This is a genomic window from Zobellia uliginosa, from assembly GCF_018860745.1.
Lineage (GTDB): Bacteria > Bacteroidota > Bacteroidia > Flavobacteriales > Flavobacteriaceae > Zobellia > Zobellia uliginosa_B.
Window position 1 is genome coordinate 362,714 of the sequence record NZ_JAHKPY010000003.1, and the last position, 15,435, is coordinate 378,148.

The following is a 15,435-nucleotide window of genomic DNA, read 5'->3' on the forward strand; positions in this document are numbered from 1 at the left end:
GTTTTTGTTTTTTTGTAATCATGCTCAGAACTATAAATACATTTCTTTTTCTATTGTTTGTTTTGGTTCTGCGGAGTCAAGAATCTCGTTTACCAGCAGATTTACGGCAACATAATCTAACTACATATAATGCCAGTTTGTTTAACCCCGCTTTTTCCGTAGATAGGAACAATGCCAATTCTTTAGCATATTGGGTACGGTGGCAATGGCAGACCATTGATGGTAACCCTACCACCCAATTTATAAATTACACTAGAAAATTAAATAATAAGTCTACCATTGGTGCAGCGTTCTTTCAACAGAATACAGGTATTTATTTTGATACAGGGGGTGTAATTAATTACGCTCATAGCTTTGTTTTAAATGAGAGTGTGAAATTATCCTTGGGGGCCAATATTTTTGGTTTTAACCAATCGTTAGCAGATGATCGTTTTACCGTTGATCCGGATTTTCCGTTGCCTCAATTATCATCTTCAGGTGATGATTTCATTTTACAGATGGCTCCCGGTGTCAGTTTGAGTGTGGAGAGACTTACTTTGGGTTTTGCCTCAGAGAATCTAATAGATTTTAATTTTACGGAAAAGGAAGCCAACACGGAAAAAGAAGATAAAGTTTTTATGGGCATCGTTTCCTATGATTTTCCAGTAACGCTTGGTGCGGCAATGAACGCTTTTGTTCGCCCTTCTATGTACTTAAGGACCATTCCTGGTGAGGCTAATCAAATTGGTTTTAACGCATTGTTGAATACGAATAAGTATTGGGGACAGTTAGGATTCAATAATTTCTATGGATATGGAGTAGGCGTTGGAGGAACATTCTTTAACCACTTATCCTTAGGGGCATTGGTAGAGTTTGGAGCTGATTCCTCAGTGAGTACGGAATCTTCTTTTGAATTGATGGCGGCCTATTTTTTCGGGAAACCGGAAGAGCGCCATAAGATGGTAGGTACTATAGTATCAGAAGAAAATGAGTTAGAGCAAATAGAATCTGCTGCTCTAGCTGAAGCCGAAGCAAATGAGGAAAAGAAAAAAGAAGCTACTGCTAAAGAACTAGAAAAAGAAAACGAATTAGCGGAAGTATCTAAAACTGAAGGTAAGCTTGTAAAGAAAGAAAATAAAGAACGCCGTAAGCAGGAAAAAATGATGCAGGATTCTGTGGCCAAGGCAGAGAAAGAATCGGCATTGGCACTGAAGAAAGAAGAGAAGCGTCTCAAAAAAGTGGCGGAAGAACAGTTAAAAGAACAGAAAGCTCTTGCTAAGGCAGCTACAAAAGAACAAGAAGATGTATTGGCGGAGAAAGCCAAAGCAACTGAAATAGCCAAAATCGCAAAAGAAGAACAGAGAAAGAAACAGGAAGCTATTGATGCTGTAAAAGAACAAGAGGCTATTGCTGTGGCGGAAAAATTAGAAAAAGAAAAACGTATTGCCGAAGCGGCAGCTGCAAAAACTGCCCAAGTAACAGCAGCACAAGAAAAGTTGAAGCAGAAAAAAGCTGCCGAGGAAGATAAACCTGCGCAACAGAAAGAAGTGATTGCTCCTAGAAAAGGAGAGAAATATGAAGAAGTACAATCCGAAGACGGACTTGAACCCGGCTACTACCTGATTGCGAATGTATTTGGTACGAAAAAGTACTTTGATGCTTTTATGGCGGATTTACAGCGAAAGGGACTTCAGCCAGATTCTTTTATTCGAAGCAAGAATAAATTTCATTATGTGTACTTAAACCGTTTTGATACTATGGGGCAAGCTAGAGAGGCCAGAGATAGTAATTTTGATGGTAAGTTTAGCGGAAAGACGTGGATTTTTAGAGTGATAGGAAAATAGATTAGCTAATTCTTTTGAAGTCTTTAACTGCGTTTGCGCTATGGTTTTCTGTAAATTATGAATTATTAGGTAAGATTTTTTGATACCTACATATATTTACAAACGTAAGGATAGAAACGATAATAGGTCTACTTATTTTTTAAGTTCCTTTTTAATCAAAACCTCTAAATAAGCTATGGTATTGGTAAGGTACTTTTTATCACTGGTCATAGTTGCCATAGCAATTGCACCTTGAACCATGGTAAAAAGTTGTTTAGCGAATTGCAAAGGAGTTACCGGAAGATGTAATTCGTTCCTTTTAACTCCATTTTCTAATACTAGGGCTATTTTACCTTCTACCTCTTTAATAACTTCTTTATTTGCTGCAACAAGTAATCTATTGTTATTTTGTGCATCTACACCCGTATTTAAAATAGGACAACCTCCCATGCTAAGGGTGAAGCTATCGTAATTTCTATAAAAATCCGTTAGTTTAAAAAGTTTGGCAAGAGCATTGTTTTCCTCCGATAAAACCTCGTCTAATTTTGTTAAAAGAAGATTGCTACTATATTGATAGGCAGATAGTGCTAACGCTTCTTTATTTTCGAAATTACCATATATAGCCCCTTTTGTAAGTCCAGTAGCTTCGGTAAGGTCGCTCATGCTAGTACCTATGTAGCCATGCTTAATAAAAACGGAGGCAACAGTTTCTGTTATAAAGGCTGTAGTTCTTTCGGCTTTTGTAGACATAGAGGTGGTATTTTATACGAAGATAAAAAAATTATATACTGTATGGTATATACTACATAAAAAAAAGCATCCCTTTTATGGGATGCTTTAAAATTCTAACGTTATTTAAAGTTAATGAATTTATTCTACTAATTCATCTTGATTTCTAAATACTAGTTCATTATTAAAGGAATCAATAAGAACAATACTGTCTGCTTTAATAGTGCCACTCAAAAGTTCTTTGGAAAGGCTGTTTAGAACATCTTTCTGAATAACTCTCTTAATAGGGCGAGCTCCATATTGAGGATCATACCCCTTATTTGCCAGATAATTAATGGCCTCATCCGTAGCATCCATCGTAATATGTTGTTTTGCAATGTTTTTCTTTAAACTATCTAATTGCAGTCTAACAATTTTATTGATGTCCTCGCGACTAAGCGGTGTAAACATAATGATGTCATCTATTCGGTTTAAAAATTCCGGTCGTATTGTTTTTCGTAACAATCCTAAAATTTCAACCCGTGCAGCTTCAGTAGCGCTATAAGGATCTTTACTGTTCTCGAATTTTTCTTGAATAATACTACTTCCCATATTACTGGTCATGATAATAATAGTATTCTTGAAATCTGCAACGCGGCCTTTGTTATCAGTTAGTCTGCCTTCATCCAATACCTGTAATAAAACATTAAACGTATCCGGATGCGCTTTTTCAATCTCATCAAGCAATACCACAGAGTATGGTCTTCTACGAACCGCTTCTGTAAGCTGACCGCCCTCATCATAACCCACATACCCCGGAGGTGCCCCTAATAATCTACTTACGGAATGGCGCTCTTGGTATTCACTCATGTCAATACGGGTCATTGCACTTTCATCATCAAATAGATATGAGGCCAAGGTTTTTGCCAATTCGGTTTTACCTACACCTGTTGTCCCCAAGAATAAGAAGGAACCAATGGGCCTGTTGGCATCTTGTAACCCGGCTCGGCTTCTTCTAATAGCATCTGACACGGCTTCAATAGCTTCATTTTGGCCAACCACTCTTTTGTGAAGTACATCTTCTAGCTTCAAAAGTTTTTCGCGTTCGCTCTGAAGCATTTTAGTAACTGGAATTCCGGTCCATTTTGCTACAACCTCCGCAATATCTTCATTAGTGACTTCTTCTTTAATTAGAGTATCTCCCATTTGCTGCTGATCCAAAACTTTTTGAAGTTCTTCCAGTTTTTCATGAGATTCCTTTATTTTACCATATCTAAGCTCAGCTACCTTACCGTAATCTCCGTTACGCTCTGCTCGCTCTGCTTCAATTTTGAATTCTTCAATGTCCTGTTTGGTCTTTTGTATATCATCTACAACGGATTTTTCACTTTCCCATTTCGCAAAAAGTTCATTACGGTCTTCTTTGAGATTTGCTAAATCAATATTCAGCAATTTTAACTTCGCCTTGTCATTTTCACGTTTTATAGCTTCAATTTCAATTTCTAGCTGCATTATTTTACGATCAAGAACATCTAATTCTTCTGGTTTTGAATTTATTTCCATCCGTAATTTAGCAGCAGCCTCATCCATCAAGTCAATTGCCTTGTCCGGTAAAAACCGATTGGTAATATAACGTTGTGATAATTCTACCGCTGCAATTACCGCATTATCCTTAATTCGTACTTTGTGGTGAGCTTCATATTTCTCTTTAATACCTCTAAGTATGGATATAGCGCTCTCCGTATCCGGTTCGTTTACTATAACTTTTTGGAAACGTCTTTCTAGCGCTTTATCTTTTTCAAAATATTTCTGGTATTCATCTAGCGTAGTAGCACCAATTGCTCTGAGCTCTCCCCGAGCCAGCGCTGGCTTCAAGATATTTGCAGCATCCATGGCGCCTTGGCCTCCGCCCGCACCAACAAGCGTATGAATTTCATCAATGAACAAAACAATATCACCATCAGAAGAGGTAACTTCCTTAATAACCGATTTTAATCGCTCTTCAAACTCCCCTTTATATTTGGCACCCGCAATAAGCGCGCCCATATCTAGTGAATAGATAATTTTATCTTTTAGATTCTCAGGAACATCACCTTGAATAATACGATGCGCCAAGCCCTCTGCAATTGCGGTTTTACCAGTACCTGGCTCACCTACCAGCATGGGGTTGTTCTTGGTTCTACGTGATAATATTTGAAGTATTCTTCTAATTTCCTCATCACGTCCAATAACGGGATCTAGTTTGCCGCTATCAGCTAGCTGATTTAAGTTTCGAGCATATTTATCAAGTGAATTATAGGTGTCTTCCGCGCTTTGTGAAGTTACTTTACCACCTTTGCGCAATTCATCAATTGCTACTTTTAAATCTTTCTCGGTTGCCCCCTGATCTTTTAATATCTGTGCAATTTTGCTTTTGGATTTAAGAATCGCCAATAAAAGATGCTCAATGGAAACAAATTCATCCTCCATCTTTTTGGCAATTATACTAGCTTCGTTCAACGTTTTGCCCGCTTCTCTAGATAGAATAATATCCCCACCGGAAACTTTTGGAAAGCTTTGTAGTTCTTTTTCTAATATCTGCTGAATTAACGGTGCGTTTATATTTAATTTTTTCAAAATAAACGGAAGAACATTCTCGTCTACTTCCCAAATTGCCTTGAACAAATGTTCGTTCTCTATCTGCTGGTGGCCCAAACCCTGTGCTAACTGCTGGGCTTGTTGAATGGCCTCCTGAGATTTTGTGGTGTAATTATTAAAGTTCATATGTGTATAGTTTTCTAGTGTTATTGTTTATTTTTGATTGAAATAAGTCAACAATCTTACCAAACCAAACCGCAGGACAAAATGGCGCTAAATGCTTTAAAATGTAAGACATTTAGTCAGGTGTAAGTTTTTTAAGAACTATAGACTATTACTATAAAAATACGAAATGGGTCTCTTTAATAATATATTTGGAAGTAAAAATGAAGGTGAAAATAAGAAGGAAAATAAAATACCTTGGATAGCACTTACTTCTGTAGATCAATTGAATGAAATTGAAAGAAAATCGTTGACTAAACCTCAAGTGATATTTAAGCATTCTACCACATGTGGTATTAGTAGAATGGTCTTGAATATGTTTACACAAAATTATGCTTTTGAGGAGGGCCAGATGGATTTCTATTTTCTGGATTTACATAGTTTTAGACAGGTTTCTGATGAAACCGGGTATAAATTTCAGGTAATGCACCAATCACCCCAATTATTGGTCATTAAAAATGGGGGAGTGGTAGCTCATGATTCCCATGGTTCCATTACCGATATTAATTTGGAAAAATACCTTTAACCCGTTTCATGTGTTAGAAACGGGTTAAAGGTATTACAATTAATTTTCAGATATTCTAAGCTTTTTTATTAAGCTTAAAAGGAGGGAGGAGTGTAGTTCTTACTTCACCAAAACCTATTCTTACATCTTTATTTGAGCTATACCCTTTCATAATAACGGTATCGTTATCCTGAATAAATTTGCGTTCGGTACCATCATTGAGTTTAACGGGTTTTGTACCTTGCCAGGATAGTTCCAGCATTGACCCATAAGAATCCGGTGTGGGACCGGATATAGTGCCACTACCCATCATATCTCCACTGTTTACCTTACAGCCATTTATGGTGTGGTGCGCCAATTGTTGCGCCATAGTCCAATACATATATTTGAAGTTGGAATTGGAGATGGTAGTTTCGTTACCGTCTTTAGTTGCTATGTTCACTTGTAAGTTAATATCGTAACTATGTCTTTCTTTCTGCTGTAAATACGGCAATGGTTTAGGGGATTGCTCAGGGCTTTTAACTTTAAAAGGTTTAAGAGCATCTAGAGTTACGATCCATGGTGAGATGGAGGATGCAAAATTTTTGGCTAAAAAGGGGCCTAGGGGTACATACTCCCATTTTTGAATATCACGGGCGCTCCAATCATTAAAAAGTACCATTCCAAAAATATATTCTTCGGCTTCATCTACCGCGATAGGCTCTCCTAAAGCATTGGCATCAGTAGTAATGAATGCCATCTCCAATTCAAAATCTACCAAACGGGAAGGGCCAAAGACGGGAGTATCTTCCCCTTTTGGCAGAGTTTGCCCCATGGGTCTATGAATAGGTGTGCCGCTGGGAATTATAGTAGAGCTTCTACCGTGGTATCCAACGGGAATATGAAGCCAGTTAGGGAGCAAAGCATTATTTGGATCACGAAACATAGTTCCAACATTTGTTGCGTGTTCCTTGCTAGAATAGAAATCAGTGTAATCACCTACTTGGACCGGTAATTGCATTTCAATTTCATCCATAGCAAATAGGACTACATCCTTATGTGCTTCATTATTTTTTAGTGTTTTATTGGATACTTCAAAAATATCACTGATACGGTTACGTACCAAACGCCAAGTTTTTTGGCCATCAGAGATAAAGTCGTTTAAAGAATCTTGAAGGAAAATATCATCAGTAAGGGGGATGCCTTCAAAGTAGCCAAGTTGATGTAAAGCTCCAAGGTCAATAGCATAATCACCAATACGGGTTCCTATGGTTATTATATCATCACGGGTTAGGAAGACGCCAAAAGGAATATTTTGGATTGGAAAATCTGTTTTATCGGACACGGGAAGCCATGTTTTTCTTGAAGGGTCGTTCGCGTATATAGGCATAGTAAGATTGTTAATTTGTATTTGATAAATTCTTGATCAAATATATTGTTTTATGAGTTTTAACAATGAGCAATTCGTATTTTTGCAGCTCAATTTAACAGAAAATTTGCTTATGCAACGAGACAATCGAATTTTTGAACTAATAGCAGAGGAAAAAGAACGCCAAATAAGTGGTATAGAGCTTATTGCCTCTGAAAACTTTACTAGCCCCCAAGTTATGGAGGCTGCGGGATCAGTACTGACCAATAAATATGCAGAGGGATATCCTGGGAAGCGATATTATGGAGGTTGTGAAGTAGTTGATAAAATAGAGCAACTTGCCATTGATAGAGCAAAAGAATTGTTCGGGGCTGCTTATGCAAATGTTCAACCGCATTCTGGTTCTCAGGCAAATGCATCAGTTTACCACGCTTGTTTAAAGCCGGGAGACACTATTTTAGGATTTGACCTTTCCCATGGTGGGCATTTGACTCACGGTTCTCCTGTAAATTTTTCTGGAAGATTGTACAACCCTGTTTTTTATGGTGTTGACAAAAAAACCGGTACGCTAGATTATGATGTTATTCAGGAAATAGCAACAAAGGAAAAACCGAAAATGATTATTGCTGGGGCTTCTGCATACTCTAGAGATATTGATTTTGCAAAGTTCAGAGCAATTGCCGATAGCGTTGGTGCGCTTTTATTAGCTGACATTTCTCACCCGGCAGGTCTTATTGCAAAGGGTATTTTGAATGATCCAATTCCGCATTGCCATATTGTAACCACTACTACCCATAAAACATTAAGAGGCCCCCGTGGTGGACTTATATTGATGGGAGAAGATTTTGACAATCCGTTTGGCATCAAATTAAAAAACGGAAATCTTCGTAAGATGTCCGCTTTATTGGATTTGGCTGTTTTTCCAGGAAACCAAGGTGGTCCTTTGGAACACATTATAGCTGCTAAAGCTATTGCTTTTGGAGAAGCACTTTCTGATGATTTTCTTACGTATATGATTCAGGTTAAGAAAAACGCTGCTGCTATGGCTGCTGCTTTTGTTGCTAAAGGTTACAATATTATTTCAGGAGGGACTGATAATCACATGATGCTTATTGATCTCAGAAATAAGGATATTACCGGTAAAGATGCAGAAAAAGTCCTGGTTCAAGCAGATATTACAGCAAACAAAAATATGGTTCCTTTTGATGATAAATCACCATTTGTTACTTCCGGAATTAGATTTGGTACCGCAGCTATAACCACGAGAGGTCTAAAAGAGTCTGATATGTCCGTAATAGTGGATTTGGTAGACGAAGTTCTAACAAATGCAGAAGATGAAGCTAAAATAGAAGCTGTTAAAGATAAAGTTAATGCCTTGATGAAAGGTAGAGAACTTTTTAACGCTTAATATATAATCAATATAATCCCATCCCCCATACACTCAATATTATTGAGTATAAATGGGGGAATTGATTATTTTGGGGAATGGGCAGTTATATTACTGTCAAACACCTCAAAAATTGTCTTGATTTAATGATTAAGCATAAATAGGTCACCGTATTCAATGGTAGAGCTCTTTAAATCATAGATGACCGCATCATCTTCTGACTCAAAATAAAGACCCCAATACTGAAAATAATCTTTCTTGGTATTATTATCAGCTTCTATATTTCTTATAAGAATTTCGTTTTCTTCATTACTTTCTTCTTCAAAAACGGGAACATAGATTTCGTAAGGAGTTTCCGTTAAGCCCTTGCTAAAATGTACATAATGTTCGCATATTTCCGCAATTATATGGTCTAACTGCTCTACTATACTATTATCGTATATTTTATTAACGATTATGGCGGTGTCCTTTAAGAAAAAAGTAAACTCTTCAATATCTACGCTAAACCCACTTGTTTTTACAAGCTTGTTCAGTAATTTTATAAAAGAAGTTCTACCTGGCTTGAAGTTTCCCCAAGTACCTTTATTAAAATGAAATAACATTTCAACAAGAGTTATATTACAATTTAGCTCAATAGATAAATTGGTCTTATTATCCTTGTTCATGCAATTTAGAATGGTCGCTTCTGCGAAAAACAACTTCTCTAAGCTGTTGGCAAAAGAATCCAGCCCAACAATTTGTGAATTGGGAGTATAACCGTTTGACGGGTCATTATTAAAACTATCTGAATATAGTGGCATATGTCGGTAGTTATACACTTAATTCCAAAGATAGTTTTCGCTTATGTCAGGGCTATAAAGAAAAACCCCATAAAAACTGGGGTTTTTCTAGGGTTTAAATAATACTTAAATTTAACAATCTGTAAATCAGATTCTTAAACGCCATTAATTAGATAAATCCACGCTTTCTAGCCTCTTCTATTAGCGCAAAATCATTTCCACTTTCAACATTGAAAATAACTTTCAACTGCCTTTTTCGGTTTTCAACGGTTGTGCTGGATGCAGCAACTAAAGAAGAGATGTCTTTTGTCTTGGTTCCAATAGATAATTGATAAAGTATTTTTTTATCTCTTTCATCTATTTGGTCCTCATTTGCCATTTTTCTTCGGATAGCCTGTAAAGCCGCTGCTGTATAGTAAGGAGGATTCTCTATTACGGTCCTAACCATATCCTGCAAGGTCTTTTCATCAACTTCGGACTTGACCATATAACCGTCTGGGTTTACGGTTTTAAGAACATTGTTTATATGGTAACTATCGCTAAAAGAAGAGAGAAAAACGACTTTGGACGTGGGAGATATTTTTTTTACCAAAACGCCAAGGTCAACACCGCCTCTTTCTTCCTTGGAGTTATCAGGAAACATCTGAATGTCTAATAATATAATATCATATGGCATGCGTGTTGCAGAGCTTTCTATCTCTGCTTTACCTTCATGGTAACTGGGAGCAATATTAACAGTAACCTTATATTTGTCAAAATCGCATCCTTCAATAGTATATTTATAGCCGAGAACAATCATTTCATGATCATCTACAGCTAGAATTCTAATTAAATTATCCATAATTTTTGATGGGTCCTAGATTTGAAGTTTATAAGTATTATCTAATCAGAAATGTACTCTTTCTGGGGTATTAACGGAACCTCTAGGGAAATGGTCGTTCCTTTTCCAGGAGCACTATCTATAGCATATCTGCCATTAATTTTTTCAATTCTAGAAGAAATGTTTCGCAGTCCTATTCCTTTTTTTCTTGAATTTGTTTTAAAGCCTTTACCGTCATCCGTGATTTTTACCATAAAACCTATGTCGGTTTTACTAAGTTCTACAATTACATTTTTACAATCGGCATGTTTAACACAATTTTGTAAACTTTCTTGAATCATACGGTAAACGTTAATCTTAATATTCGCATCAAGCGAATCCCAGTCAAAGGTTTCGTTATAAACAAAGTTATACTCAAATTTACCTGTTTTTTGTACAGTAATTAATAAATCCTTCACAGAGTGTATGAAATTAGGAATGTTCTGATAAGCTGCATGACTAAGTTCATGTGAAATAGAACGAACCTCTTTTTCAACTTCTTGTAATGCATCTATAGCTTTCTTTCTTTCTACGGTAGCTTCCTCTCCAGTTCTTTTGTTGAGCCCGGTGAGTACCATACGGGCACCTAGCATTTTACCTAAAACGCCATCATGAAGTTCTTCGGAAATTCTCTTCTGTTCTATTTTTTTACCTTCCTCTAGTTTTTGTTTTTGGGCTAGCATTAGGTTGAAGATTTCTTGATTTGCCGCTTGCTGTTCCTGTTGAAATCGAAGTTTTTGGTTTTTTGACCGTTGGTCCAAAATTATGTAAGACATAAGCCCTAATAATAATATAGATATAGCAACACCTGTCCACAATTGTTTTTCGCGCTCCAACAATTGGTTTTCGGCTATAAACTCATCAGTTTCAAAGCGTATACGGGCAAATTTATTTCTTGACTTCCGCTCTACTTGTTGAAGACTATCGTTCAGTGCTATATACTGTTGATTATAATAGGATGAGTTTGATGGGTCTATTTTGGATAACATTTGGAGACTCTTCAAAAAACGGTCATTATTACTAGAAATTTTAGAATAACCAAGCGCCATTTTAATTTGTGCTATGGCTTGTACGGAATCTTTCTTACTTAAGTAATAATCTGCAAAACAATAATGGGTTCTAGAGAGGTGTTGTACTTCGCCTAGACTATCCTGAATCTGTATTACTTTTTCAAAAGATGATGAAAAATCCGATTCTGAAAAAATTTTGGATTTACCATAAGTAAGGTTATTCAATGCCAGTGCATAAAGCTTTGGTTGTTTTTTTAGAATATCCTTATTATCTAATACCTGTTGAAAATAAGGAACTGCTTTTTGATAATTGCCCTGATTCAAATAAACAACACCAATATTATTTAAAAGACTTAAGTCCAAAGAGTTATTCTCTTGTATTTTCTTTTGATATTCTAGGGCTTTATTATAGTATTCCAGTGCGCGATCATAATCTTTTAATTCTTTTGTAATCGAGCCAAGATTATTATAACAATTATAAAGTCGCCTATATTTGTTTAAGGGTTTAAGTATTTCAATAGCCTTAATAGTATTTATTTCGCTACCTGTGTAATCCTTAATATCTGCTTGTGCAACTGCCATGTTGTATAGCATTCTAGCAGATTCATATGATTTGTTTAAACTTTCATATATTTTTTGTGCTTCAAAAAAATAGTAATAAGCATTATCTGATTTTGATTTAGCTCGGTAGAAAGCTGCCATATCCCAATTAGATTCGGCAATGGTAACACTATCATTCAGGGCTTTGGCAAGCTGAACAGTTTGTTGGTTTGTCTTAATAAAATTAATTGAATCATTGAGTTGTAAAAACCTTAAGGAAATTTTTGATAACAATTTAATTTTTAAAGAGTCATTTATTATTTCATTGGTTCCTACTAATGCTTTATTTAAATATTCGGTACGGATTTTGGATGAAAGCTCATTATTAGAAGCGCTATCTATTATAGAGAAGATGGAATCTACCTGAATATTGCCTTTATCTGTGTTCTGTTTATTTTTTTGATTGCATGCAATTAAAGCGATAACTGTAATCAAGCAAAAGCTCAGAAATTTAATACTTCTAGAAGTTATGTGTTTTACAGGAAGCATTTGATAAAAATTCAGGTTAAAAAAAAAGCCTTAAAACTTAATTTAAGGCTAATATAATGTATTCTGATTTTATACTAAGAATCTCGGGTATCTGTTGGAACATGGTCACCATCAGTAGAAGAGTCACGGGTATCCGTTGGAACATGGTCTCCATCCGTAGAGGAGTCTCGGGTATCCGTTGGAACATGGTCGCCATCCGTAGAGGAGTCTCGGGTATCCGTTGGAACGTGGTCACCGTCCGTAGATGAATCTCGGGTATCCGTAGGAACGTGGTCGCCATCCGTAGATGAATCTCGGGTATCCGTAGGAACGTGGTCACCATCTGTAGAGGCATCTGTATTTACATCATACAAAGCATCTGCTTTACTTTCAGACTCACAAGAAGTCATTACTCCAATACTCATTGCTGCTACTGCGAAAATACTTGCTATTTTTTTCATGCTAAAGTTAAGTTAAGGGGTTATTTGTTACACTGCTAAACTAGTATCATCATGAAACAGATGCCTTAAATGTAAATTTGTAGTAGTAAACGTACGTTATTTGTGAGTATAACTATGTGGTTTGAGAGAATTACTTCAATTAAGGGAGGAAATAGTGTTTTTTGAAAGTAATTTTTTTAAACCATCAATATTTTCCCGATAAGTTTTAGAGAACGGTAATTGCATTTTATTCTGTTTTAACATGCAGTAGGATTTACCATAACTTATACGAGAAACAAAATTGGTATTTACAATGTAGCTTTGATGGATTCTTACAAAGTTTTTGGGCAATTGATTTTCGAAGGTCTTTAACGTCTTATAAGCATTATTTATTGTCCCGTCCTTCATGATGAATTCCGTAGAATTATTATCTGCTTGTAGATACAGAATGTCATCTGTATTAATATATTGAAAATCACGGTAAGACTTTAGGCAAAGTGTTTGCGGCTCTGTTTTTGCAGGTATATGCTTTTTTAGGCGTAGTATGGATTTTCTAATATCAAACTCATTATAGGGCTTTAACCAATAGTCAAAAAAACCATTTTTAATTGCTTGGTATGCGAATTCCTTTCCATTTGAAATACCAATTATAATAGGGAGGTCGTTAATATATTGGTGTAGTTCCATTACCATATGAAAGTGTTCATATGCTTTCTCATTAAGACTAATGAATACTACATCTGGAGAGTACTTTAAAATTAGGTTGGTACTGTCTGAACTGTTCTGTGCTAGACCGGAGCATACAAAATCACCATATTCCTCTAGATAGTGCTGTAGTTGCAAATTAGAGGTTGCATCCGAATCTAATATGGTGTAAGTATATTCCAAGACACGTGATTTTGATGCAAATTAATGACAGTAAGTTACATAGGTATAAAGATATTCCCCACAATAACTGGGGTTTTTATCCATAAAATAAGGATTTTTATCAAATTGGAAGGAAAAAACCTACTTTGTTATGATTTTATTAACAATTTTATAATTTAATATTGAATTTGTAGTCTGATAATCAGTAGTTTGATGTCTACGAAGATAAAGATGGCTGGGAAGGGATGTTTTGATATTTTTTTTCGGAAAAGCTGATAAAATAGCATATAATCCTTTTACTCCTGAGAAGTAAACTCATAGGCTCCTATATCCGGCAGTTCGGTGCGATCCACTCCAAGAATATCTTCCGGCACTTGTATCAAGAAGGACTGGTCTCCCGAGTCTTTGGCTGGGGAATTTGGTTTTAGTCTAAAGTTATCTCGGGATGTATTGATAAAATCCGGATTTTCATTCAGTATGGTATTGTTATACTTCTTGCTATTTTCAAAATCATATAATTCTATAAATTCTGAAGGGATACTTTCGGTGTTTGCGGTAATTAGACAGGAGCTGAAAAGAAAATCATAGGTATTTAGTCCATCTGAACTATGGGAAAGTTCTAAGGCATTATTACCATCAATGATACAATTGTTGAAATCTGCCTTTATTAAATCAACACCAGCAGAGCCATCTGAGTTGGTCGAATCAAAATTATTGATAGTGAGTGCCGCATTTGGCCGATAACCCTCTGTCCAGTAATTGGCAATTGTGGTGTGTGTAAAAGAATAGCTTCCTCCTAAATTGCAGTACAATGAACTATTTCCAGCACTACCTAAAACTAAATTTTCTCCGGTAATCACTGCAGTTTTTCCCCACAAATTGATTCTGGAGCTATTATATATCTGTGAATTTTTTATAGTTAGGGTAGGGGTAACGAAAGGAGGTCCTCCTTGGGCGAAGATGGCTACAGTAGCATTTCTAAGGGTAAGGTGATTTATGGTGTTGTTAATACTGCCGTTGGCAATACGGATACCTTCCCATTGGCCAGATACGTCACTATATTCTGGTTCTAAGCGATCACCTTCAAAAATCACTTCGTTTTCCAATATTCTACTATCTGTACTAAGAGTTCCATTTATGGATAAGGAAGCTTTAGCTTGGACGTAGATACCCGAGTTTTCATGAAAATAAACTCGTGCACCGGCATCTATATTGAGTCTTTGCTGCTCAGGAATTACTGCGAACCCATAGATTACATAAGGCTTATCATTAGTAAATTGTAATTGCTCTGGTTTAAGTTCAAATCCAGGAACTATAATTTCGTTACCATTAGCGTCAGAACCTATTAGAACACATTCTTTTTGGTCGTCTACACTATTTTTAGGATAGAGAAATATAGCATCTTTTACTAAGGTAACTAAAGGAACTTGCTGGATAGAACTTCCTTTTCCAAACTCTAAAATATCAGTATATAAAAGCTCATTCAGATTTTTATCTAGAATATTCGTTGTAGTCTCTATAAAGATGTAGAGACTATCCTTGGCCATAAGTGGAATATCTGCAAAAGTTTTGCCGGCTACCCCATCTACGTTTAATCTATAAGAACTGGTTTCACCTTGCGCTAAACCTACATATGGAATTGAAATATCTTCTTTACTACGATTATAAACTTTTAAACTATATGTACTACTTCCAATATTTGCAAATACGGTATCTAAAAAAACGGTATCTCTTGAAAATTCCAAGTTTCCATTACTAGGGGTATACTCAAAATCTTTACGACATGAGCCCGCGCAGATGAGTAGAATAAGTAGCGTTATCAAAATTAAGTATAGCCTCATTTAAATAATATAAATATCTACT

At 36.0% G+C, this 15,435-nt stretch carries 12 protein-coding genes; 3 read left to right on the plus strand and 9 right to left on the minus strand.

Annotated elements, in window-relative coordinates; all coding sequences use genetic code 11:
• Positions 1–20: 20 nt before the first annotated feature.
• Positions 21–1,823, plus strand: coding sequence for a PorP/SprF family type IX secretion system membrane protein (locus KO521_RS05380; RefSeq protein ID WP_215938886.1), 1,803 nt, complete (start codon positions 21–23; stop codon positions 1,821–1,823).
• A 132-nt stretch (positions 1,824–1,955) separates the two neighbouring features.
• Here KO521_RS05380 and KO521_RS05385 read toward each other — a convergent pair whose 3' ends face one another.
• Positions 1,956–2,552 carry a TetR/AcrR family transcriptional regulator gene (locus KO521_RS05385; RefSeq protein WP_215938887.1) on the minus strand — a complete coding sequence of 199 codons (597 nt, stop codon included), beginning with the start codon at positions 2,550–2,552 and terminating at the stop codon, positions 1,956–1,958.
• 120 nt (positions 2,553–2,672) lie between these two features.
• The gene (gene clpB / locus KO521_RS05390; protein ID WP_215938888.1) at positions 2,673–5,273 is read right to left on the minus strand and encodes an ATP-dependent chaperone ClpB; all 2,601 of its coding nucleotides are present in this window, start codon (positions 5,271–5,273) and stop codon (positions 2,673–2,675) included.
• Between the two features lie 166 nt (positions 5,274–5,439).
• Between clpB and ytxJ the strand changes: the two genes are divergently transcribed.
• Positions 5,440–5,835 (plus strand): bacillithiol system redox-active protein YtxJ, encoded by a 396-nt coding sequence (ytxJ, locus tag KO521_RS05395; protein WP_215938889.1) that lies wholly within the window; start codon positions 5,440–5,442, stop codon positions 5,833–5,835.
• A gap of 55 nt (positions 5,836–5,890) precedes the next feature.
• On the opposite strand, the gene fahA is transcribed toward ytxJ, so the two are convergent.
• Positions 5,891–7,183 carry a fumarylacetoacetase gene (fahA, locus tag KO521_RS05400; protein ID WP_215938890.1) on the minus strand — a complete coding sequence of 431 codons (1,293 nt, stop codon included), beginning with the start codon at positions 7,181–7,183 and terminating at the stop codon, positions 5,891–5,893.
• A gap of 112 nt (positions 7,184–7,295) precedes the next feature.
• On the opposite strand from fahA, the gene glyA reads away from it, so the two are divergent.
• A complete protein-coding gene (gene glyA / locus KO521_RS05405; protein ID WP_215938891.1) occupies positions 7,296–8,570 on the plus strand; it encodes a serine hydroxymethyltransferase in 1,275 nt (424 codons plus the stop codon).
• A gap of 122 nt (positions 8,571–8,692) precedes the next feature.
• Here the strand turns inward: glyA and KO521_RS05410 are convergent, their stop codons facing one another.
• The 6 genes from KO521_RS05410 to KO521_RS05435 all read right to left on the minus strand — a co-directional run bounded on the left by KO521_RS05410 (position 8,693) and on the right by KO521_RS05435 (position 15,413).
• On the minus strand, positions 8,693–9,349 hold the full coding sequence (locus tag KO521_RS05410) for a hypothetical protein (protein ID WP_215938892.1): 657 nt from the start codon (positions 9,347–9,349) through the stop codon (positions 8,693–8,695).
• Between the two features lie 148 nt (positions 9,350–9,497).
• A complete protein-coding gene (locus KO521_RS05415) occupies positions 9,498–10,169 on the minus strand; it encodes a response regulator (RefSeq protein ID WP_215938893.1) in 672 nt (223 codons plus the stop codon).
• A gap of 41 nt (positions 10,170–10,210) precedes the next feature.
• On the minus strand, positions 10,211–12,232 hold the full coding sequence (locus tag KO521_RS05420) for an ATP-binding protein (protein WP_215938894.1): 2,022 nt from the start codon (positions 12,230–12,232) through the stop codon (positions 10,211–10,213).
• A gap of 128 nt (positions 12,233–12,360) precedes the next feature.
• Positions 12,361–12,726, minus strand: a complete 366-nt coding sequence (locus KO521_RS05425; protein ID WP_215938895.1) for a hypothetical protein — start codon at positions 12,724–12,726, stop codon at positions 12,361–12,363.
• 135 nt (positions 12,727–12,861) lie between these two features.
• Entirely contained in the window at positions 12,862–13,593 is a 732-nt protein-coding gene (locus tag KO521_RS05430; RefSeq protein WP_215938896.1) for a LytR/AlgR family response regulator transcription factor, read from the minus strand.
• A 275-nt stretch (positions 13,594–13,868) separates the two neighbouring features.
• On the minus strand, positions 13,869–15,413 hold the full coding sequence (locus KO521_RS05435; protein WP_215938897.1) for a choice-of-anchor Q domain-containing protein: 1,545 nt from the start codon (positions 15,411–15,413) through the stop codon (positions 13,869–13,871).
• Positions 15,414–15,435: the final 22 nt, after the last annotated feature.